Origin of the sequence: Cupriavidus cauae, assembly GCF_008632125.1 — a bacterium.
Taxonomy (GTDB): Bacteria; Pseudomonadota; Gammaproteobacteria; order Burkholderiales; family Burkholderiaceae; genus Cupriavidus; species Cupriavidus cauae.
The window spans coordinates 79,417-101,465 of record NZ_VWRN01000002.1; the positions used below are offsets into that span (position 1 = coordinate 79,417).

Consider the following 22,049-nt stretch of genomic DNA (forward strand, 5'->3'; position numbering starts at 1 on the left):
TTGCTTAGCGAAAAGATCGCCGCTATTCTACCGTGCCGCACCGCACTTTCGCGTGCGGCAGGCCCCAAATAATTGTTCAGACATGGATTCCCCCGCCGCGCCGCGCGCCGACAAGCCCGCCGTCCGCACCGTATTTATCGTCTCGGACGGCACCGGGATCACCGCCGAAACTTTCAGTCATTCGATCCTGGCCCAGTTCGAGATGCGCTTTCGCAAGGTGCGAATGCCCTTTATCGATACGCCGGAAAAGGCGCATATGGCGGTCGGCAAGATCAACGAGGCCTTCCATGCCGAAGGCGTTCCGCCGATCGTCTTCACCACGCTGGTCAATGCCGAGTCGAACAAGGCGCTGCGCCGCGCCAAGGGCATGATTCTGGACATGTTCCAGACCTTTATCGAGCCGCTCGAAAAGGAATTGGGCCTGAAATCGACCCATGCGATCGGGCGCTTTCACCAGAACGCCGATACCGAGGCGTACAAGAACCGGATCGAGGCCATCAATTTCTCGCTGGCCCACGACGACGGCCAGTCGCACAAGAATCTGGCCGAGGCCGACGTGATCCTGGTGGGTGTCTCGCGCAGCGGCAAGACCCCGACCAGCCTGTATCTGGCGATGCAATATGGCCTGAAGGCGGCCAATTACCCGCTGATCCCCGACGATTTCGAACGCGGCAAGCTGCCGTCCGCGCTGTACGATTTCAAGCCAAAAATCTTCGGCCTGTCGATCGACCCGCAGCGGCTGTCGGAAATCCGCAATGAGCGCCGTCCCGGCAGCAAATACGCCTCGCTGGAAAATTGCCGCTATGAGGTCAACGAAGCCGAGATCATGATGCGCCGCGAGGGGATCAAATGGCTGTCGTCGACGCACAAGTCGATCGAGGAAATCGCCACCACGATCCTGCAGGAGATCAAGGTCGATCGGGACAATTATTGATCGGCCATTGGGTTGCCTCCCTCTCCCGCCCCTGCGGTAGAGGGGAGCAGCCGAGTGTCGACGCCGACGAGGCGCCCTAGCCCCGCCGCTGCCGCACCGCCTCGAACAGGCACACCGCGGTAGCCGCGGCGACGTTCAGCGATTCGAGCCCGCCGGGCTGCGGAATCCCGACCGTGCGCTGCACCAGCGCCATCCATTGCGCGCTGACCCCCGCCCCTTCGTTGCCGACCACCCAGCCGACCGGCCCGCGCAGGTCCGTATCGAACAGCGCCGCATCCGCGTGCGACGAGGTCGCCAGCAGCGGCACCGCGAGCCGCGGCGCCAGCATCTCGACCGTGCAGTGCTCGACGATATTCAGGTGGAAGTTGGCGCCCATCGCCGCGCGCAGCGTCTTCGTCGACCACGCGAAGGCGCAGCCGGTACCGAGGAACGCATGCTGGATGCCGGCCGCCGCGGCGCTGCGCAGGATCGAGCCGACGTTGCCGGCATCCTGCACGCCGTCCAGCACGATGCAGTCGGTGTCGATGCGCGCGGGCAGATGGCCCGCCGGGGTATCGATCACCAGCATCAGGTCAATGCCGTTGACCACGCCGGTGATCTGCGCGAACAGCGCGTCCGCCAGCACCACGACGCGCTGCTCGTCGATGCGGGCCAGCAGCGCGGCGACCTCGGGATGATCGAGATGGCGCTCGGACACCACGCAGCTGACCGGCTGGCCGAGCGCGGCCAGATAGGCGTCGGCCAGATGCACGCCGTCCAGTACCGACTGGCCGGCCTTGCGCCGCTGATGGGTCGAGCCGGTCAGGGCCTTCAGATGCTTGAACAGCGCGTTGTCGCGCGAGCTGACGTGCTTCACGTTAATCCACGTGGTTCTACGTTATGCCGCAGGGGGTTATGCCGCAGGGGTTATGCCGCCAAGTTATGCCGCAGCGGCTCAGGACAGCGCCGGCCCGGGGCTGACGGCCGCGCCGATGGCGTCGTCGATCGCTTCCATCGCATCGAGCGCGTCGAAGGCATCGATGGTCTCGGCCAGTTCGTCCGGCGAAGGCCGCAGTCCCGCGGCCGCCCCGTCCAGCTCGCCGACCGGCAGCATGGCGTCGGCGCCCAACGGCCCGCGCAGCAGGGCCTCGCGCACGGGCGCGAACGAGCGGCGGTGATGCGGCGTGGCGCCGAAGCGCGCCAGCGCCAGCAGATGCTGCGGCGTGCCGTAGCCGACGTGGCTGTCGAAGCCGTATTCGGGATATTGCGCGTGCAGCGCGACCAGTTCGCGATCGCGGGCGACCTTGGCGAGGATCGATGCCGCCGAGATCGCCTGCACGGTGGCATCGCCCTTGATGACCGCCTCGACCGGATACGGCACGTGCGGGCAGCGGTTGCCGTCGACCTGCACCAGGTCCGGCGAGATGCCGCAGGCGGCCAGGCCGTGGACCGCGCGCTGCATCGCCAGCATCGTCGCGTGCAGGATGTTCAGCGTGTCGATCTCCTCGACCGTGGCAAAGGCGATATGCCAGGCCATCGCGCGCGAGCGGATCTCGTCGAACAGCGCCTCGCGCCGGGCCGCGGTCAGGATCTTGGAGTCGGCAAGGCCCTCGATCGGCCGGGCCGGATCGAGCACCACCGCGGCGGCAAACACCGGACCGGCCAGCGGCCCGCGTCCGGCCTCGTCGACGCCGCACAGCCGCTGCGCCATCGCCGCGGCGGGCGACAGCGACAGGCCCAGCTGCGCTTCGGCGGCGGCGGCCTTGGCGGCCTTGCCGGGCCTCGTTGCCTTCGCGGCCGTGGCGGCCCTGGTCTTCGCGACGGCCTTGCCGGCCTTGGCGGCGCCAGTGGCAGTTCCGGCGGCGGCACCGCTGCCGGGATTGCGCGCAGGCAGCCGCGCCATCAGCCGGCCCTCCGGCTGCGCAGCAGATCGACCACCACGTCGGCGGCGATATCGGCGGTATTGCGGCGCAGGGTCTGGTGCATCTGCGTAAAGTGCTCGTACAGGAAGGCGGTGTTGTCCTGGTCGTTCAGCTGCAGCAGCGTCTCGCGCGCCAGCGCCTCGGGCGTGGCGTCGTCCTGCAGCAGCTCCGGAACGACGAAGCGTCCCGACAGGATATTCGGCAGGCCGACATAGGGCAAATAGCCCTGCCGCTTCATGATCTGCGCGGTCAGCCAGGGCACCTTGTACGAAATTACCATCGGCTTCTTGTACAGCGCCGCCTCCAGCGTCGCGGTGCCGCTGGCGAGCAGCACCACGTCGGCCGCCTCCATCGCCAGGTGCGACTGGCCGTCGACGATGGTGACATCGAGTTCGGGATATTCGCTGGCGTGCGATTCGATCACGGCCCGCAGCGACGCATTGGCCGCCGGCACCACGAAGGCCAGCGCGTTGTCCATCTGCCGCATCTGCGCCATCGCGGCGAAGAACGTCGCGCCCAGGTGCCGGACCTCGGACTGCCGGCTTCCCGGCAGCACCGCTACAACGCGGCGCCCGGGCAGCAGGCCCAGCCTGGCGCGCGCGCCGTCGACGTCGGGCACCATCGGAATCACGTCGGCCAGCGGATGGCCGACATAGGTCGCGGCGATGCCGGCCTTGGCGTAGATCTCGGGCTCGAACGGGAACAGGCAGAGGATATGGTCGACGGCTTTCGCGATGGTGCGGATGCGCCCGCCCCGCCAGGCCCAGATCGACGGGCTGACGAAGTGCACGACCGGAATGCCGGCGCGGCGCAGCGGCACCTCCAGGCCGAAATTGAAGTCGGGCGCGTCGACGCCGATGAAGCACAGCGGCGGATCGGCCAGCAGCCTGTCGCGGATCGCGCGCCGCGTGGCGAGAATCTCGCGCAGCGAGCCCAGCACCTCGACATAGCCGTTGACCGAAAGGGTCTCCATCGGCCAATGGGAGACGAAGCCCTGCGACATCATGCGCGCGCCGCCGATGCCCGAGTAGGACACCGCGTCGCCGAGCCGGGCCCGCAGCCCCGACAACAGCAGCGAGGCAAGCAGGTCGCCCGAGGCCTCGCCGGCCACCATCGCAATCTCGCCACGCAGGTCGGACAGCGCCGACGGGGCCGCGGCGGCCTGGGATTCGAATACCGGAATCGGCTGCATTTTCGCGTCGGCCATGGCGACGCCGGGCTTCAGCGCACGATGCCGCGCTTGGTCGCGGCGATGAAGTCGAGGAAGGCGCGCAGCGGCACGGCGGTGCTCGCATCAGCCTGGGCCAGCATCTGGCCGATCTCGGCCTGGGCCTGGTCGAAGCCCAGGTCCGACTTGTACAGCAGCTTGTAGGCCTGGCGCAGCGCGGCGATCTGGCCGGCGTCGAAACCGCGGCGGCGCAGCCCTTCGACGTTGATGCCGTGCGGCGTGGCCTTGTTGCCGTTCTTGTCGCTGGCCGCTATCACGAACGGCGGCACGTCCTGCACCAGCGCCGAGGCGCCGCCCAGCATCGCATGGTCGCCGATGCGCACGAACTGGTGCACCCCGCTCATGCCGCCGAGGATGGCCCAGTCGCCGACCTGCACGTGGCCGGCGATCTGCGCATTGCTCGAGAACACGGTGTGGTTGCCGACGCGGCAATCGTGCGCGATATGCACATACGCCATGATCCAGTTGTCGTTGCCGATGCTGGTCACACCCTCGTCCTGCACCGTGCCGGTATGGATCGTGGTGAATTCGCGGATGCGGTTGCGGTCGCCGATCACCAGCCGGGTCGGCTCGTCGCGGTACTTCATGTCCTGCGGCGCGCCGCCGACCGAGGCGTACGGCCCGATGCGGTTGTCCGCGCCGACGGTGGTATGGCCTTCGATCGTGGTATGCGCACCGATCACGGTACCGCTGCCGATCCGCACATGGGGACCGACGATGGAAAACGGTCCGACGCTGACGTCGGCCGCCAGTTCGGCCTTCGGGTCGACCAGGGCGGTGGGATGGATTTGCGTCATGCGTGAAAGTCCTATCGATCTTGGGGTGGGCGGCGCGTCCGCCGTGGCGGACGCCGCGTCAAGACGGCGCCTGGCGCCGTGTCTTCAGGCGTCGGCCTGCTTGACGGTGCACATCAGTTCGGCCTCGCAGGCGACCTTGTCTTCGACAGTCGCGTAGGCCTTGAATTTCCAGATGCCGCGGATATAGCGTTCGACCGAGACATGCATATGCAGCTGGTCGCCCGGATAGACCACCTGCTTGAAGCGGGCGCCGTCGATGCCGACGAAGTAGTACAGCGAGCCTTCCTTGCGCTCCATGTCGGCGCCGAAGGTCAGCAGGCCGGCCGACTGCGCCAGCGCTTCGAGGATCATCACGCCCGGCATCACTGGCGCGCCGGGGAAATGGCCCTGGAAGTACGGCTCGTTGATGGTGACGTTCTTCAGCGTCTTGATGCGCTTCTGCGGCTCGAACTCGAGCACGCGGTCCACCAGCAGGATCGGGTAGCGATGCGGCAACAGCTTCAGGATCTGGCGGATGTCGATGTCGGTGGCGGTCATGATGATTTCTCTTCCGTATTCTTTGTCGTGGCGTCCGGGCCCTGCCCGCGCAGGCGCTTCTCCAGCTGCATCACGCGCTCGCGCAGCTTGGACAGCCCCCGCACGATGGCGGCGTTGCGCTCCCAGTCGCCATGCGGCAGGAAGGGAAACACGCTGGTGAAGTGCTGGCCCGGCCTGGCGATCGATTTGGTGATCGAGGTCCCGCCTGATACCGTGGTGCGATCGGCGATCTGCAGATGGCCGGCGAAATTGGCCGAGCCGCCGATCATGCAGAAGCGGCCGATCCGGGTGCTGCCGGCCACCGCCGCGCAGCCGGCGATCACGGTGTGGGCCCCGACGCGCACGTTATGCGCGATCTGGACCTGGTTGTCGATCTTGCAGCCTTCCTCGATCACGGTGTCGCCCATCGCGCCGCGGTCGACCGCGGTGTTGGCGCCGATCTCGACATCGTCGCCGAGCACCGCGCGGCCGGTCTGCGGAATCTTGACGTATTCGACGCCGTCCGGGCGAATGTCCGGCGCAAATCCGAAACCGTCGGCGCCGATCACCGCGCCGCTGTGGACGATGCAGCGTTGCCCGACCACGCAGCGGTGATAGATCGATACGTTGGCGTACAGCAGCGTGTCGTCGCCGATCTGCGCGCCCGCGCCGATATAGGTGTTGGCCAGCACGCGCACGCGCTCGCCGAGCCGGGCGCCGGCTTCGATCACGACATTGGGGCCGATATAGCAGGAGGCGGGGACCACCGCATCGTCCGCGACGCTGGCGCGCGGATCGATGCCGGTGCGCGGGTCGTGGTTGGCGGCGCGGTCGAACTGCTGCGCGATGCGCGCGAAGCAGACGTAGGGGTTGCGCGCGACCAGCCAGTTGCGGCCGTCGGCGTGGCCCTGCTCTCGGATGCGCTCGAGGTCGGCCGGCGAGACGATCACCGCGGCGGCCGACGAGGTCAGCGCCTGCGGCAGATACAGCGGATTGGACAGGAAGGACAGCTGCCCTTCCCCGGCCTGGTCGAGCGGCGCGAGGCCGCGCACGGCCAGCGTGGGATCACCCACAACTTGCGCGCCGGTGTCCGTGGCGAGCTGACCCAGTGTGGGTGTCTTCATCGCGGTACTTCCTGGAACGACGAACGCGGACGGCTTACTTGCCGCCGGCGTTCAGGGCCTTCATCACATCGTCGGTGATGTCGATGCGCGGATTGACGTAGACGGCTTCCTGCACGATCAGATCGTACTTGCGCTGCTCCGCCAGTTGCCGGATCACGCGGTTGGCGCGCTCGAGCACCTGCGCCAGTTCCTCGTTGCGGCGCTGGTTCAGGTCCTCGCGGAACTCGCGCTGCTTGCGCTGGAATTCGCGGTCCAGATCGGCCAGCTCGCGCTGGCGGCGCTGGCGGTCGGCGTCCGCCAGCACGGCGGTGTCCTTGTCGAGCCGGTCGGCCATGCCCTTGATCTTCTGGGCCATGTCCTGCAGCTCGCGGTCGCGCTTGGAGAACTCCTGCTCCAGCTTGACCTGGGCCTGCTTGGCCGGCTGCGAATCGCGCAGGATGCGCTCGGAATTGACGGCGGCGATGCGGGTTTCCTGCGCGCCGGCGGGCGCGGCCACCGCCAGTGCGGCCGCCGCCGCGGCGGCGACGGCAAACGATTGGATGATGCGGGTTGTATTTTTCATGAATCGACCTCTGTCAGAACGCGGTACCGATCTGGAACTGGAAGCGCTGGGTGCGGTCGCCCTCTTCGCGCTTGAGCGGGAAGCCCACGCTGACCTTCAGCGGACCGATCGGCGACAGCCACGACAGGCCGAGGCCGGTCGAATACCGCAGATCGCTGAAGCGCGGCGCCTCGCCTTCCTGGTACACGTTACCGAAATCAAAGAACGTAAAGAGCCGCAGCGTGCGGTCCACGCCGGAGCCCGGCAGCGGGAAGATGAATTCGACGTTGCCGATCACCTTCGAGGCACCACCGATCGGGTTGCCGTTCTGGTCCTTCGGGCCCAGCGTGCTGGTCTGGTAGCCGCGCACCGAGCCGATACCGCCGGCGTAGAAGTACTTGAAGACCGGGAAGTCCTTGCCGGCGTAGCCGTGGCCGTAGGCGATCTCGCCGTTGAACGCCAGCGTGAAGGCCTTCGACAGCGGATAGTAGTACTGCTGCTGCAGCGTGGCGCGGTAGTACTGCGTATCGCCGATGCCGGGCAGGCCGACTTCGAGGTTGGCCTGCGTGTACGGACCCTTGGTCGGGATCAGCGCGCTGTCGCGGCGATCGCGTGCCCAGCCGATCGTGAACGGGAAGTTGTTGGTGACGTCGCCGTTCTCGCGTACCCAGCGCTGGTACTGGATCGGCGTGTTGTTCGACACCGTCAGTTCGGTCCGCTCGTAGCCGATGCCGAAGAACACCGTGTCGTTCTCCGAGAACGGCACGCCGAACTTGAAGCCGCCGCCGGTCGACACGATGCGGTAGTCCTGGTCGCCGATGTAGTACAGCGGGCGCGAGGTCCGGTAGTAGATGTCGGTGGAGCGGCTGATGCCGTCGACGGTGAAATACGGGTCGTACTGCGTCAGGGCAATCGTGCGGAACGACTTCGCGGTGTTGACGTCCAGGCCCAGGCTGGTACCCGAACCGAACACGTTGTCCTGGCGCAGGCCGGCCTGCAGCACGAGCTTGTCGGTCGACGAGAAGCCCATGCCCAGGCTGATCTGGCCGGTCGGCTTCTCGGTGACGTTGACGTTCACATCGACCTGGTCGGGCGCGCCCGGCACGTCCTCGGTGGTGATGTTGGTGTCGGTGAAGTAGCCGGTGCGGTTGATGCGGGCCTGCGATTGCGTCAGCTTCTCGCTGTCGAACCACGAGCTTTCCATCTGGCGCATCTCGCGGCGCACCACCTCGTCGCGGGTCTTGCTGTTGCCGACCACGTTGACGCGGCGCACGTAGACGCGGCGACCCGGGTCGACCATCAGCGTCAGCGCGACCTCGCGCTTCTCGCGGTCGATCTGCGGCTGCGGATTGATGGTGGTGAACGCATAGCCGTAGGTGCCCATCAGGTCGGTGATGGCCTTGGTGCTCTGCGTCAGCTTTTCCGACGAGAAGATGTCGCCCTTCTTCAGGGTCAGCAGCTTCTCCATTTCTTCCTGCTTGCCGAGCAGCTCGCCGGCGAGGCGGATGTCGGACACCTTGTACTGGTCGCCTTCCTTGATGTTCAGCGTCAGGTAGATGTCCTTCTTGTCCGGCGTGATCGACACCTGGGTCGATTCGATCGCGAACTCGAGATAGCCGCGGTTCAGGTAGAACGAGCGCAGCGCCTCCAGGTCGGCCGTCAGCTTCTGCTTCGAGTACAGGTCGTTCTTGGTGTACCAGGACAGCCAGTTCGGCGTGGACAGCTGCATCTCGTCGCGCAGCGTGCCTTCCTTGAAGGCCTTGTTGCCGACGATATTGATCTGCCGGATCTTGGCGATCGGGCCTTCGTCGACGTTGAACACGACGGAGACGCGGTTGCGGTCCACCGGCGTGATCGTGGTCTGCACCTCGGCCGCGTAGTAGCCGCGCGCGACGTACTGGCGCTTCAGTTCCTGCTCGGCCTTGTCGATCAGCGCGCGGTCGTAGTAGCGCGCCTCGGCCACGCCGACGGCTCGCAGCGAACGGCGCAGCGTGTCCTTGTCGAATTCCTTGATGCCGACGAACTCGAGCTGCGAGATGGCCGGGCGTTCCTCGACGTGGACGACCAGCACGCCATCCTCGGCGCGGATCTGCACGTCCTTGAAGAAGCCGGTGTTGTAGAGCGCGCGGATCGCGTCGGCGCCCTTGTCGTCGGTGAAGGTCTCGCCTACCTTGACTGGCAGATAGCCGAAGACCGTGCCGGGTTCTACCCGCTGCAGACCTTCAACCCGAATATCCCTGACCACAAACGGATCCGCGGCCCAGCCCGCCGGTGCCCAGGCCGCGATGATGGCACTCGCCAGCATGCTAAGCGAGATGCGCTTATGTCTGATCAATCTTGATCCCCTCTTTGATTCCATGCAGGATTGGGCTCTGATGCTTCGCCGGGCGGCCTCGCGACGAGGTCCGCAACGGTACGCCGTGGCCGGTGCCACAGCACGCCGCTACGTCGTTGCGCACCGGATTCTAGCTGCGCGCGAGAAACAGGCGGCTGACGTCGTTGAACAAGGCGAGCGAAGTCAGGAGCAAGATGCAGGCAATGCCGACCTTCTGCAGCACAGCCTGCCAGTGGTCTGGAACGGGCCTGCCAGTCAAAAATTCAACGCAATAATACAGCAAATGCCCCCCGTCCAATACCGGAATGGGTAACAAATTCAATACGCCGAGGCTGACGCTGACCAGCGCCAGGAAGCCGACGAACGGTTGCCAGCCGAGGTTCGCGGCCTTGCCCGCGTAGTCGGCGACGGTCAGCGGACCGCTGAGGTTCTGCAGCGAAGCCTGGCCGATCAGCATGCGGCCGAGCAGCTTCAGCGACAGCACGCTGGTGTCCCACACCTGCTGTCCGGCACGGACCAGCGCCTGCAGCGGGGCATCGCGCACGGTCTCCATCTGCACCGCCTGCGCCAGCGCGGCGCCGAGCTTGCCGGCCGTGGCGGCCTTGCTGCCGCCCTCGCCCGGCCCTTCGCCGTCGGCCGGCACCGCGTCGACCTTGACCGGCACCTGCAGCGTCCGGCCTTCGCGTTCGATCGACAGCGTCGCCTGCGCGCCCGGATTCGCGCGCACCGCGCGGATCAGCTGATCGGCCTGGCGGATGGGCTCGCCCTGCCACGCCAGCACGCGGTCGCCGGCGCGCAGGCCCGCGCGTTCGGCGGCCGAATCGGGCAACACCTCCCTGATCGTCACCGGCCCGCCCTTGAGCGCGAGCCCCAGCGTGGCCAGCGGATCGCGCTGCGGATCGCCGCCGGTATTGGGCAGCCGCGCAATGGTCAGGTCGCGCTCGGCGCCGTCGGCCCCGCGCACGCGCAGCACCGCGCCGGCACCGTCGAAGCCCTGCGCCATCACGGCCATGCGCAGATCGTTCCACGAGCGCACCGTCTCGGTCTCGTCGTTGGCGCTCAGCGCGAGCACGCGGTCGCCGTCGCGCACGCCCGCCTGCGCCGCAGCCGTACCGGCGACCGGAGCGGCCAGCACCGGCGCGGGCTCCTGCATGCCGCCGGCGAACAGCGTGAAATACAGCACGATCGCCAGCAGGAAATTGGCGACCGGCCCGGCCGCGACGATGGCGATGCGCTTGCCGACCGGCTGCCGGTTGAAGGCGCGCGGCAGGTCGGCCGGATCGAAGGGAGGATCGCGCTCGGGATCGCGTTCGCGCTCGTCGAGCATCTTGACGTAGCCGCCCAGTGGAATCGCCGCCAGCGTCCATTCGGTGCGGTCGCGATGGCGCGAGACCCAGCGCAGCAGCGGACGGCCGAAGCCGATCGAGAAACGCAGCACCTTGACGCCGCAGGCGCGCGCGGCCAGGTAGTGGCCCATCTCGTGCACGTAGATCAGGATGCCGAGCGCAACGATGAAGGCGAGGATGGTCTGCATGGCGGCGGTCCGGTTCAGCTCGGCGTGGCCGCGCCGGCGTTGGTGCCCGCGTTGTTGCCGGCGTTGTTGCCCGCGTTGTTGCCGGCGTTGTTGCCAGCGCTGGTGCCGACGTTGGCACCCGCCCTCGCGCCGGCACTTGCCCGCCCGCCCGCCTGCACCAGCGTCCGGGCCAGCGCGCGGGCCTGCTGGTCGGCCTGCAGCACGGCGTCGAGCGAATCGGCCGCATGGCGCGGTCCCTGCTCGAGCACCCGCGCGACAACGCCGGCGATATCGGTGAAGCGGATCGCGCCCTGCAGGAAGCTGTCGACCGCGATCTCGTTGGCGGCGTTCAGCACCGCCGGTGCCACGCCGCCGGCGCGCAGCGCATCGAAGGCCAGCGCCAGGCACGGGAAGCGCTGCAGGTCCGGCGTCTCGAAGGCCAGCGTGCCGGCCGCGACGAGGTCCAGCGGCGAGACGCCGGCGTCGATGCGCTCGGGATAGGCCAGCCCATAGGCGATCGGCGTGCGCATGTCGGGGTTGCCCAGCTGCGCCAGCACCGAGCCGTCGGCGTACGCGACCATCGAATGGACGATGCTCTGCGGGTGGATCAGCACCTCGATGCGCTCGGCCGGCGCGCCGAACAGCCAGTGGGCCTCGATCACCTCGAGGCCCTTGTTCATCATCGTCGCCGAATCGACCGAGATCTTGCGCCCCATCACCCAGTTCGGATGGGCGCAGGCCTCGTCGGGGGAAATGTCGTGCAGCGAGGCCGGATCGCGCGTGCGGAACGGCCCGCCCGAGGCGGTCAGCACCACGCGGGCGACGCCGGCCCGATAGCGCGGATCGTCGAACGGCAGGCACTGGAAGATCGCGTTGTGCTCGCTGTCGATCGGCAGCAGCGTCGCGCCGTGCTCGCGCACTGCGTCCATGAAGATGGCGCCGGACATCACCAGCGCCTCCTTGTTGGCCAGCAGCACGCGCTTGCCGGCCCGCGCCGCGGCCAGCGTCGGCCGCAGCCCGGCGGCGCCGACGATGGCGGCCATCACGGTATCGGCCTCGCCATCGGCGGCGACCTCGGCCAGCGCCGCGTCGCCGTGCAGCACCTCGGTGCCCACGCCGGCCACGCGCAGCCGCTCGCGCAGTTCGGCCGCCGCGCTCTCGCTGCCGACCACCGCCCGCGCCGGGCGGAACTCGGCGCAGCGATCGGCCAGCTTGTCGATCTGGCGATGCGCCGTCAGCGCATGCACGGCGTAGCGCTCGGGATGGCGCCGGATCACGTCCAGCGTGCTGTCGCCGATCGAGCCGGTGGCGCCTAGGACGGTAATGCGACGCATGAAAGAGGCCTGGGGAAAATCAGAGATACAGGATCAGCAGCGCGGCCAGCGGCAGCACCGGCAGCAGCGCGTCGATGCGGTCGAGCACGCCGCCGTGGCCGGGCAGCAGCCGGCTGCTGTCCTTCTTGCCGACCTGCCGCTTGAGCAGCGATTCGAACAGGTCGCCCACCACGCTGGCGATCACCATCAGCGTGGTCAGCAGCGCCACCACCAGCAGGCCGTTGCGGTCGGCCACACGATCGAACCAGGTCGGCGCGAAGGCGTGGGTGGCCGCCAGCGACAGCGCCACGGCGAGCGCGAACAGCCAGCCGCCGATCGCGCCCTCCCACGACTTGCCGGGGCTGATCGACGGTGCCAGCTTGCGGCGGCCGATCGCCTTGCCGACGAAATAGGCGCCGATATCGGCGGCCCAGACCAGCGCCGCGGCCGACAGCAGCACGCCCACGCCGAGGCCGCGCAGCAGCATCGCGGCATGGCCGAAGGCGGGCAGGATCACCAGGCCGACCAGGCCGGCAACGATCGCGAAGGCCGGCGTGGCCTTGCGCACGCCGCGCGCCAGCAGCACGATGGCGACGCCCCAGGCGACCACCGCGGCCTGCATCAGCCACAGCATGGCGCCGCGCGCGGGCAGGTCATGCCAGGCGATCATCGCGACCACGCAGGCGATCGCGTAGATCCACGGACCCGCGCCGCGCAGGCCGAGCAGGCGGCCGAATTCCCAGGCGGCCAGCGCCACGATCACCGCCATCAGGCCGGCCAGCGCCGCGGGCGGCGCCAGGAACAGGATCGGCAGGATCAGCAGCAACAGGCACAGGGCGGTGATGACACGGGTAAGAAGCATGCGCTGCGAGTCCCGGTTGGTTCGATGGCGAGCGGCCGGCCCGCTCAGGCGGTGCCGGACAGCCCGGACGGCGCCACGACCTGCGCGCTGGTGCGGCCGAAACGCCGTTCGCGCTGCCGGTACGAGGCGAACGCCTTGTCCAGTTCGGCCGCGTCGAAGTCGGGCCAGAACACGTCGGTGAAATAGAGCTCGGAATAGGCCAGCTGCCACAGCAGGAAATTGCTGATGCGCTGTTCCCCGCCGGTGCGGATGAACAGGTCCGGCTCCGGCGCGTAGGCCATCGCCAGGTGCGGCGCCAGCGTCGATTCCTCGATCGTCGAGGGGTCGAGCATCGGCTGCTGCAGCAGCATCTTGCGCACCGCCTGCAGCAAGTCCCAGCGGCCGCCGTAATTGGCGGCGATGGTCACCGTCAGGCCGGTATTGCCCGCGGTGCGGCGCTCGGCGTCGGCGATCAGCTGCTGGATGCGCGGGCTGAAGCGGCTCAGATCGCCAACCACCTTCAGGCGGATATTGTTGGCGTGCATCTTCACCACCTCGCGCCGCAGCGACATCATGAACAGCCGCATCAGGAAGGTGACCTCGTCGGCCGGCCGCCGCCAGTTTTCGGAACTGAAGGCGAACAGCGTCAGGTACTTGACCCCTCGCACCGCGCACGCCTCCACCACGGTACGTACCGCATCCAGGCCGCGGCTATGGCCGGCGACCCGCGGCAGATGCCGCTGCGTGGCCCAGCGCCCGTTGCCATCCATGATGATGGCGACGTGGGCCGGTACGTAACCGGTTTCGGGGATGGCGAGTGTGGAACTGATGTGCATGGTGGTGGACGGGTCCCCGACGGCGTCGCCGCGCCAGCCCACGGCGGGACTGGCGAGCGGCGCCGCGGCTCAGACCGTCATGATCTCCTTGTCCTTCTCGGCGACCAGCTTGTCGATCTCGGCGACATAGCGGTCGGTCAGCTTCTGCACCTCGTCCTGGCCGCGACGCTCGTCGTCTTCCGAGATGCTCTTGTCCTTGACCAGCTTCTTGAACTGTTCGTTCGCGTCGCGGCGCAGATTGCGCACCGCCACCTTGGCGCTCTCGCCCTCGCCCTTGACGACCTTGGTCAGCTCCTTGCGGCGCTCCTCGGTCAGCGGCGGCATCGGCACGCGGATGACCTCGCCCATGGTGGCGGGGTTCAGGCCCAGGTCGGCGTCGCGGATGGCCTTCTCGATCGCGCCGACCATCTTCTTTTCCCACGGCTGCACGCTGATGGTGCGGGCATCGGCCAGGCCGATATTGGCGACCTGGCTGATGGGCACCGGCGAACCGTAGTATTCGACCTGGACATGGTCGAGCAGACCGGTGTGGGCACGACCCGTGCGGATCTTGGCCAGATCGGCCTTGAACGCTTCGATGGTCTTCTGCATCTTCTGCTCGGCGCTCTTCTTGATGTCGGCGACGCTCATCATAACCTCCGGAAAACTGGCTGCCATGACCCCGGCGGGCGGGGCCGAAAACGAATCATTCTACTCTGTGCCGTTGCGTGCGCCACCTCGCGGCGGCCCCGCACGGCGGCTCAAACGTGGACCAGCGTACCCTCGTCCTCGCCCAGGATCACGCGCTTGAGCGCGCCCGGCTTGACGATCGAGAACACCTTGATCGGCAGCTTCTGGTCGCGGCACAGCGCGAAGGCGGTGGCGTCCATCACCTGCAGATTGCGGGAGATCGCCTCGTCGAAGCTGATCGTGGTGTAGCGCGTGGCGCTGGGATCCTTCTTCGGATCGGCGGTATAGACGCCGTCGACCTTGGTGGCCTTGAGCACCACCTCGGCGCCGATCTCGGAGCCGCGCAGCGCGGCCGCGGTATCGGTGGTGAAGAACGGGTTGCCGGTGCCGGCGGCGAAGATCACCACCTTGCCCTCTTCCAGCTGGCGGATCGCGCGGGGGCGGATATAGGGCTCCACCACCTGGTCCATGCGCAGCGCCGATTGGACCCGGCCCTCGATATTGGCGTGCCGCATCGCGTCCTGCAGCGCCAGCGCGTTCATCATCGTGGCCAGCATGCCCATGTAGTCGGCGGTCGCGCGGTCCATGCCGGCGGCGCCGCCGGCGACGCCGCGGAAGATGTTGCCGCCCCCGATCACCACTGCCACCTGCACGCCGAGCTTCACGATCTCGGCAATATCATTGACCATGCCTTCGATCGTGGACCGGTTGATGCCGAAGGCATCGTCGCCCATCAGGGCCTCACCGGACAGTTTCAGAAGGACGCGCTTGTAGGCTGGCATATTCACCCTCGGGCTGGTTCGAGTCTTCGATCTGGGCCTTGCCCCGGAGGGCGGATGCCGCCGGGACCAAGCCGGCTTTCCCCGTGGCCCGGGCGCGTCGGCAGGCCCGAAGGGGCGATGCCAGTCAAAACGGGCGACGGGGAAAACGGGCTCCGCGGCCGGCTTCGAGACCGACGCGCTGGACGCATGCGCCGGCCGTTCGGGCGGCACGCGCCATTGTTCTCTCTTCTTGTGCCGAGGGGCACCTCGCGGTGCCCCTCGGGATTATACGGCGGGCCGTCATGGCGCCAGACCGGCGCCTGCCTCCCGCCCGGGATATCAGCCCTTCTGCGCGGCGGCGACCTGCGCGGCCACTTCGGCAGCGAAGTCGTCCTGGCGCTTCTCGATGCCCTCGCCGACCACGTACAGCGTGAAGCCCTTGACCGTGGTGTTGGCGGCCTTGAGCATCTGTTCGACGGTCTGCTTGTCGTTCTTCACGAACGGCTGGTTCAGCAGCGAGACTTCCTTCAGGTACTTCTGCACCGAGCCTTCCACCATCTTGGCGGTGATATCGGCCGGCTTGCCCGACTCGGCAGCCTTCTGCTCGGCGATGCTGCGCTCCTTGGCGATCAGATCGGCCGGCACGTCGGCCGAAGACAGCGCCACCGGCTTCATCGCGGCGATGTGCATGGCGACGTCCTTGGCGGCGACTTCATCGCCGTCGAACTCGACCATCACGCCGATACGGGTGCCGTGCAGGTACGAGACCAGCTTGCCGCCGCCGGCATAGCGGGCGAAACGGCGGATCGTCATGTTCTCGCCGATCTTGCCGATCAGCGCCGCACGGACCTGGTCGACGGTCTGGCCGTCCAGCGGCAGCGCCGACAGCGCGGCCACGTCGGCCGGGTTCTGCTTGGCGACCAGCTCGGCGACCTTGGCCGAGAAGCCCAGGAAGTCGTCGTTCTTCGAGACGAAATCGGTCTCGCAGTTCAGTTCGACCAGCGCACCGGTGGTGCCGTCGATGAAGGCAGCGACCACGCCTTCGGCAGTCACGCGCGAAGCGGCCTTGCTGGCCTTGTTGCCCAGCTTGACGCGCAGCAGCTCCTCGGCCTTGGCCAGGTCGCCGTCGGCCTCGGTCAGGGCCTTCTTGCACTCCATCATCGGCGCGTCGGTCTTCGCGCGCAGTTCAGCCACCATGCTTGCGGTAATTGCCGCCATTTGTCACTCCTTGATTGGTTCACGCCCCGCCCCGTTCCGCCGGACCTGGAAGTCCCGCGCCGCGGCCGGCCGCGTGGTGTTCAAAGACTCACCCGCCGTGATCGTAGCCACGCCGGATGACAATCATTCCTGTCTGCTTGCTGCTTGCTGCCCGTTGCCGGGCGCGCGCGAACCGCGCGCATTCAAAAAAGGGGGCGTACCATGTCGCCCCCTTTTCTGGTGGTCGCGCGGCCGGCGATGCCGCCGCGCGCCACGGGTCCGTCAGGGCCGTCCGGGCCGTCCCGCCTGCAGGCGGGCCCGACCTCAGGCTTCCTCGACTTCGACGAAGTCGTCGCTGCCGCGGACCGCTTCGACCACGTCCTGCACCGCGTTGGCGCGGCCTTCCAGGATCGCGTCGGCGACGCCGCGCACGTACAGCGCGACTGCCTTGCTCGAGTCGTCGTTGCCCGGGATCACATAGTCGATGCCGTCCGGCGAGTGGTTGGTATCGACCACGCCGATCACCGGAATGCCCAGCTTGTTGGCTTCGGTCACGGCAATCTTGTGGTAGCCGACGTCGACCACGAAGATCGCGTCAGGGATGCCGCCCATGTCCTTGATGCCGCCGATCGACTTCTCGAGCTTTTCCATCTCGCGCTCGAACATCAGCGCTTCCTTCTTGCTCATGGTGTCCAGCGCGCCGGCTTCCTTGGCGGCTTCCATGTCCTTCAGGCGCTTGATCGAGATCTTGACCGTCTTGAAGTTGGTCAGCATGCCGCCGAGCCAGCGGGCGTCGACGTAGGGCATGCCGGCACGGCCCGCTTCCTCGGCCAGGATCTCGCGCGACTGGCGCTTGGTGCCGACGAACAGGATGGTGCCGCGATTCGCTGCCAGCTGACGCACATACTTCAGCGCGTCCTGGAACATCGGCAGCGTCTTTTCCAGGTTGATGATGTGGATCTTGTTGCGATGGCCGAAGATGAACGGGGCCATCTTGGGGTTCCAGAAGCGGGTCTGGTGGCCGAAGTGGCAACCGGCTTCCAGCATTTCACGCATGGTGACGGACATTGAATTCTCCAAAAGGGTTCGGTCTGAAGTCCGCCCCGACATTCCTGAACAGGAACACCCCGGATGGGCGGACTCGCGATTTCGCGGACGTGGCAGGCTGCGCCATCCCGCACCCGCCCGGACCGCCGTCGCGCATCTCCGAAATCCTGACGTCAGGACTCCGTGAAGCGAGGCGAAGCCAAGCGAGCCCGCGATTGTAGCAACATCCCGGCCATCGCTCAAGCCCGCCCGACTTCGCCGATCCAGGAGGCACCTCCACGGTGCGGCGCCGGCTTCTCGCCGCCGCGGGGTGCGGCGGGCCCCCGATGGTGCGATAATCCCGGTTTGACAATCCAGAAACGGGCGCCAACCCCACTTGGCGCCCGTGACACTTTTTCCGCGTCGCAGCATGAGCATCCATTTGAAGACCGCCGAAGACATCGCCCAGATGCGCGTCGCCTGCCGGCTGGCCAGTGAAGTCCTCGACTACATCACGCCGTTCGTGAAGCCCGGCGTCACCACCGGCGAACTGGACCGCCTGTGCCACGCCTATATGCGTGACGTACAAGGCACGGTGCCTGCGCCGCTGAACTATGCGCCTCCGGGCTATCCGCCCTTCCCCGGCGCGATCTGCACCTCGGTCAACGACGTGATCTGCCATGGCATCCCGGGCGATCGCGTGCTGAAGAATGGCGACGCGGTGAACCTGGACATCACGGTGATCACCAAGGAAGGCTATTACGGCGACACCAGCCGGATGTTCATCGTCGGCGAGGGCTCGATCCTGGCCAAGCGCCTGACCCAGGTGACCTTCGAATGCATGTGGAAGGGCATCGCCCAGGTGCGCCCGGGCGCCAGGCTCGGCGATATCGGCCACGTGATCCAGCAGCACGCCGAGGCGGCCGGCTACAGCGTGGTGCGCGAATACTGCGGCCACGGCATCGGCAAGAACTTCCACGAGGACCCGCAGATCCTGCACTACGGCCGCCCGGGCACCGGCATGGAGCTGCAGGCCGGCATGATCTTCACGATCGAGCCGATGATCAACGCCGGCAAGCGCGATATCCGCACGATGCCCGACCAGTGGACGGTCAAGACGCGCGACCGCAGCCTGTCGGCGCAATGGGAACACACCGTGCTGGTGACCGACACCGGCTACGAGGTGCTGACCGTCTCGGCCGGCACGCAGGCGCCGCCCGCCTTCATCACCGACACGCTCGCGGCCTGATTGCAGGGGGCGCCGGGAGGCGCCCCTGTCGTTTGGGCCGCGCCGATTCGCCGTTCACCGACATACGCCGCCACCGCCCTCGCCGCCACCTGCGCCCTCCTTCACCCATGTCGACCCAACCCGTCCCAGCCATGGATTCCTCTCCGGAACTGCTGCTCGCCACGCGCGTGCGCGACCGGCTCAAGGCCGGCAAGCAGGCGCTGTTCGACGCCTTCACCGGCGGCGGCCAGGTCGGCACGCTGCTGACGCGGCTGCGCCAGGCGGTCGACCAGGCGCTGGTCGAATGCTGGCGCGGCCTCGGGCTGCCGGCCGGGATGGCGCTGGTGGCCGTGGGCGGCTATGGCCGCGGCGAGCTGTTTCCGCATTCGGACGTCGACGTGCTGCTGCTGTTGCCGGCCGAGCCGGACGCCGACACCGTCGGCCGCATGGAGAAGTTCATCGGCCTGTGCTGGGACCTGGGACTGGAAATCGGGTCGTCGGTACGCACGGTCGACGATTGCCTGCGCGAGGCGCGCGCCGACGTGACCATCCGCACCGCGCTGCTCGAGGCCCGGCTGGTGACGGGCAACCGCACGCTGTTCGCCGAGCTGCAGGCGCGCTATCGCGCCGAGCTGGACCCGCGCGCCTTCTTCCAGGCCAAGCTGCTCGAACTGCGCCAGCGCCACGCCAAGTACCAGGACACGCCCTACGCGCTCGAGCCGAACTGCAAGGAAAGCCCGGGCGGCCTGCGCGACCTGCAGGTGATCCTGTGGATGACGCAGGCGGCGGGCTACGGCGACAGCTGGAAGGAGCTGCGCGACAAGGGCCTGCTGACCGAGCGCGAGGCGCAGGAACTGACGCGCAACGAGCGCCTGCTCAAGACCATCCGCGCCCGCCTGCACCTGCTGGCCGGACGCCGCCAGGACGTGCTGGTGTTCGACCTGCAGACCGCGCTGGCCGAGGCCTTCGGCTATCGGCAGAACGCCAACAAGCGCGCCAGCGAGCAGCTGATGCGGCGCTACTACTGGGCCGCCAAGGCGGTGACCCAGCTCAACAGCGTGCTGCTGCTCAATATCGAGGCGATGCTGTTCCCCAGCGAGTCGAAGGTCACGCGCGTGCTCAACGAGCGTTTCGTCGAGCGCCAGGGCATGCTGGAAATCACCAGCGACGACCTGTACGAACGCAATCCGCACGCGATCCTCGAAACGTTCCTGCTGTACGAGCGCACGCCCGGCGTCAAGGGCCTGTCGCCGCGCACGCTGCGCGGGCTGTACAACGCGCGCACCGTGATGGACGCGCGCTGGCGCAACGATCCGGTCAACCGCCAGCAGTTCCTGGCGATCATCCAGGAGCCCCAGGGCATCACGCACGCGCTGCGGCTGATGAACCAGACCAGCGTGCTCGGCCGCTACCTGATCAACTTCCGGCGCATCGTCGGCCAGATGCAGCACGACCTGTTCCACGTCTATACCGTGGACCAGCACATCCTGATGGTCGTGCGCAACATGCGGCGGTTCGCCATCGTCGAGCACACCCACGAGTTCCCGTTCTGCAGCCAGTTGATGGCGAACTTCGACAAGCCGTGGGTGCTATGGCTGGCGGCGCTGTTCCACGATATCGCCAAAGGCCGCGGCGGCGACCACTCCAAGCTCGGCACCGCCGATGCGCGCCGCTTCTGCCGCCAGCACGGCATCGCGCGCGAGGACGCCAACCTGATCGCCTGGCTGGTCGAGCATCACCTGACCATGAGCCATGTCGCGCAGAAGCAGGACATGACCGACCCCGAGGTGGTCCATGCCTTCGCCCGCGTGGTCGGCAACGAACGCTATCTGACCGCGCTGTATCTGCTGACGGTGGCCGATATCCGCGGCACCAGTCCCAAGGTCTGGAACGCGTGGAAGGGCAAGCTGCTGGAGGACCTGTACCGCATCACGCTGCGCGTGCTCGGCGGCGCGCGCGTCGATCCGCATTCGCTGTGGGCGCAGCGGCGCGAGGAAACCATCGCCGCACTGCGGCTGCAGGCCTTCGACCCGGCCCGCGCCGAGGCGCTGTGGGAACGGCTGGACGTGGCCTTCTTCCTGCGCCACGACGCGCGCGACATCGCCTGGCTGACCCGCCATCTCGCCCACCGCGTCGACAGCGAGCAGCCGGTGGTCAAGGCGCGCGTGTCGCCTGCCGGCGAGGGGCTGCAGGTCGCCGTCTACGCCAAGGATCAGCCCGACCTGTTCGCGCGCATCTGCGGCTATTTCGAGCGCAAGGGCTTCTCGATCCAGGAGGCGAAGATCCATACCACGCGGCATGGCTACGCGCTGGATACCTTCCAGGTGTTCGATCCAGGCGTCGTCGGCGGCGGGCGCGAGACGTACCGCGACATCATCGCGCTGGTCGAGCACGAGCTGTGCGAGCGGCTGGCGCAGCAGGCGCCGCTGCCGGAGCCGTCGCAGGGCCGGCTGTCGCGCCAGTCGCGCAGCTTCCCGATCAAGCCGCGCGTCGATCTGCGGCCCGACGAGCGCGGCCAGTACTTCCTGCTCGAACTGTCGGCCAACGACCGCACCGGCCTGCTGTACGCGATCGCCCGCGTGCTGGGCCGCCACCATATCTCCGTGCATACCGCACGCATCAACACGCTGGGCGAACGGGTCGAGGACATGTTCCTCGTTGACGGCAGCCGCCTCGCCGCCGACAACCGGCTCGAAATCCAGCTTGAACAGGACCTGCTCGCGGCGCTCGAAATCTGAGCCGCGACACCATTGAAACCATGAGCGATCAACCCTCCCCCAAGCGCAAGACCTTGGGACTGAAGTCCGCGGCCGCCAGTCCCGCGCGCAAGAGCGGCGCCACCCGGCCGGTACGCGTATCCGATCTGAACCGGCGCCGCGTCCAGACGGTGGCCGAAGGCGTGCGCGCCGCGCAGCAACGCGCCGACGTCACTGGCAAGCCGCGCAAACCAGGCGGCGCCCGCCCGGCGCCGGAAGGACGCGGCCTGCGTCGGCCAAGCAGCGACGAGCGCGGACCGCGCCGTTTCGGCACCGAGGAACGCGGGCCGCGTCGTTTCGGCGACGAAGCGCGCGAACGGCCGGCGCGCTGGGGCGAGCGCAGCGAGCGAGGGGAACGCGGCGAACGTACCGAGCGCCCACAGCGCTTCGAGCGCGGGGAGCGCGGCGAGCGCACCGAGCGGCCGCCGCGTTTCGAGCGCGGCGAACGTACCGAGCGCCCACAGCGCTTCGAGCGCGGCCCGCGTACCGAAGGCCCGCAGCGCTTCGATCGTGGCGAGCGCACCGAGCGGCCG

General features: G+C 67.8%; 18 protein-coding genes and 2 pseudogenes. 4 read left to right on the forward strand and 16 right to left on the reverse strand.

Going from position 1 to position 22,049, the window contains the following annotated elements; all coding sequences use genetic code 11:
- Positions 1–82 precede the first annotated feature (82 nt).
- Positions 83–934 carry a posphoenolpyruvate synthetase regulatory kinase/phosphorylase PpsR gene (gene ppsR, locus F1599_RS00385; protein WP_149319020.1) on the forward strand — a complete coding sequence of 284 codons (852 nt, stop codon included), beginning with the start codon at positions 83–85 and terminating at the stop codon, positions 932–934.
- 76 nt (positions 935–1,010) lie between these two features.
- On the opposite strand, the gene F1599_RS00390 is transcribed toward ppsR, so the two are convergent.
- From F1599_RS00390 to rpsB, 16 genes and pseudogenes are all read right to left on the reverse strand, one after another.
- On the reverse strand, positions 1,011–1,790 hold the full coding sequence (locus F1599_RS00390) for a TrmH family RNA methyltransferase (RefSeq protein WP_149319021.1): 780 nt from the start codon (positions 1,788–1,790) through the stop codon (positions 1,011–1,013).
- A gap of 78 nt (positions 1,791–1,868) precedes the next feature.
- Positions 1,869–2,624, reverse strand: coding sequence for a ribonuclease HII (gene rnhB, locus F1599_RS00395; protein WP_150081628.1), 756 nt, complete (start codon positions 2,622–2,624; stop codon positions 1,869–1,871).
- Between the two features lie 191 nt (positions 2,625–2,815).
- The gene (lpxB, locus tag F1599_RS00400; RefSeq protein WP_223819404.1) at positions 2,816–3,949 is read right to left on the reverse strand and encodes a lipid-A-disaccharide synthase; all 1,134 of its coding nucleotides are present in this window, start codon (positions 3,947–3,949) and stop codon (positions 2,816–2,818) included.
- A gap of 107 nt (positions 3,950–4,056) precedes the next feature.
- Entirely contained in the window at positions 4,057–4,860 is an 804-nt protein-coding gene (lpxA, locus tag F1599_RS00405) for an acyl-ACP--UDP-N-acetylglucosamine O-acyltransferase (RefSeq protein ID WP_149319023.1), read from the reverse strand.
- A gap of 84 nt (positions 4,861–4,944) precedes the next feature.
- A complete protein-coding gene (gene fabZ / locus F1599_RS00410) occupies positions 4,945–5,397 on the reverse strand; it encodes a 3-hydroxyacyl-ACP dehydratase FabZ (RefSeq protein ID WP_149319024.1) in 453 nt (150 codons plus the stop codon).
- A complete protein-coding gene (lpxD, locus tag F1599_RS00415) occupies positions 5,394–6,500 on the reverse strand; it encodes a UDP-3-O-(3-hydroxymyristoyl)glucosamine N-acyltransferase (protein WP_149319025.1) in 1,107 nt (368 codons plus the stop codon). The genes fabZ and lpxD overlap by 4 nt, the downstream gene beginning before the upstream one ends.
- A 34-nt stretch (positions 6,501–6,534) precedes the next feature.
- Positions 6,535–7,062, reverse strand: a complete 528-nt coding sequence (locus F1599_RS00420) for an OmpH family outer membrane protein (RefSeq protein ID WP_149319026.1) — start codon at positions 7,060–7,062, stop codon at positions 6,535–6,537.
- A 13-nt stretch (positions 7,063–7,075) separates the two neighbouring features.
- The gene (gene bamA, locus F1599_RS00425; protein ID WP_043438778.1) at positions 7,076–9,376 is read right to left on the reverse strand and encodes an outer membrane protein assembly factor BamA; all 2,301 of its coding nucleotides are present in this window, start codon (positions 9,374–9,376) and stop codon (positions 7,076–7,078) included.
- Positions 9,377–9,506: 130 nt separating this feature from the next.
- On the reverse strand, positions 9,507–10,910 hold the full coding sequence (gene rseP, locus F1599_RS00430) for an RIP metalloprotease RseP (protein WP_150081589.1): 1,404 nt from the start codon (positions 10,908–10,910) through the stop codon (positions 9,507–9,509).
- Positions 10,911–11,026: 116 nt separating this feature from the next.
- A pseudogene (ispC, locus tag F1599_RS00435) lies at positions 11,027–12,223 on the reverse strand (1-deoxy-D-xylulose-5-phosphate reductoisomerase); the annotation flags it as partial.
- Positions 12,224–12,242: 19 nt separating this feature from the next.
- Positions 12,243–13,064, reverse strand: coding sequence for a phosphatidate cytidylyltransferase (locus F1599_RS00440; RefSeq protein ID WP_149319029.1), 822 nt, complete (start codon positions 13,062–13,064; stop codon positions 12,243–12,245).
- A gap of 44 nt (positions 13,065–13,108) precedes the next feature.
- Positions 13,109–13,879 carry an isoprenyl transferase gene (locus F1599_RS00445; RefSeq protein ID WP_149319030.1) on the reverse strand — a complete coding sequence of 257 codons (771 nt, stop codon included), beginning with the start codon at positions 13,877–13,879 and terminating at the stop codon, positions 13,109–13,111.
- 69 nt (positions 13,880–13,948) lie between these two features.
- Positions 13,949–14,509, reverse strand: a complete 561-nt coding sequence (gene frr / locus F1599_RS00450) for a ribosome recycling factor (RefSeq protein ID WP_150081595.1) — start codon at positions 14,507–14,509, stop codon at positions 13,949–13,951.
- 110 nt (positions 14,510–14,619) lie between these two features.
- Entirely contained in the window at positions 14,620–15,330 is a 711-nt protein-coding gene (gene pyrH / locus F1599_RS00455) for a UMP kinase (RefSeq protein WP_006578101.1), read from the reverse strand.
- Positions 15,331–15,648: 318 nt separating this feature from the next.
- Positions 15,649–16,527: a translation elongation factor Ts gene (gene tsf, locus F1599_RS00460; protein ID WP_150081598.1), complete on the reverse strand. Its 879-nt coding sequence runs from the start codon at positions 16,525–16,527 to the stop codon at positions 15,649–15,651.
- Between the two features lie 303 nt (positions 16,528–16,830).
- Positions 16,831–17,574 (reverse strand): 30S ribosomal protein S2, encoded by a 744-nt coding sequence (rpsB, locus tag F1599_RS00465; RefSeq protein WP_006578103.1) that lies wholly within the window; start codon positions 17,572–17,574, stop codon positions 16,831–16,833.
- 388 nt (positions 17,575–17,962) lie between these two features.
- Here rpsB and map point away from each other — a divergent pair, with 388 nt between their 5' ends.
- The 3 genes and pseudogenes from map to F1599_RS00480 form a co-directional block, all read left to right on the forward strand.
- Positions 17,963–18,781, forward strand: a complete 819-nt coding sequence (map, locus tag F1599_RS00470) for a type I methionyl aminopeptidase (protein WP_150081601.1) — start codon at positions 17,963–17,965, stop codon at positions 18,779–18,781.
- Positions 18,782–18,912: 131 nt separating this feature from the next.
- Positions 18,913–21,498, forward strand: a complete 2,586-nt coding sequence (locus tag F1599_RS00475; RefSeq protein WP_150081604.1) for a [protein-PII] uridylyltransferase — start codon at positions 18,913–18,915, stop codon at positions 21,496–21,498.
- A gap of 20 nt (positions 21,499–21,518) precedes the next feature.
- Positions 21,519–22,049, forward strand: a pseudogene (locus tag F1599_RS00480) (pseudouridine synthase); the annotation flags it as partial.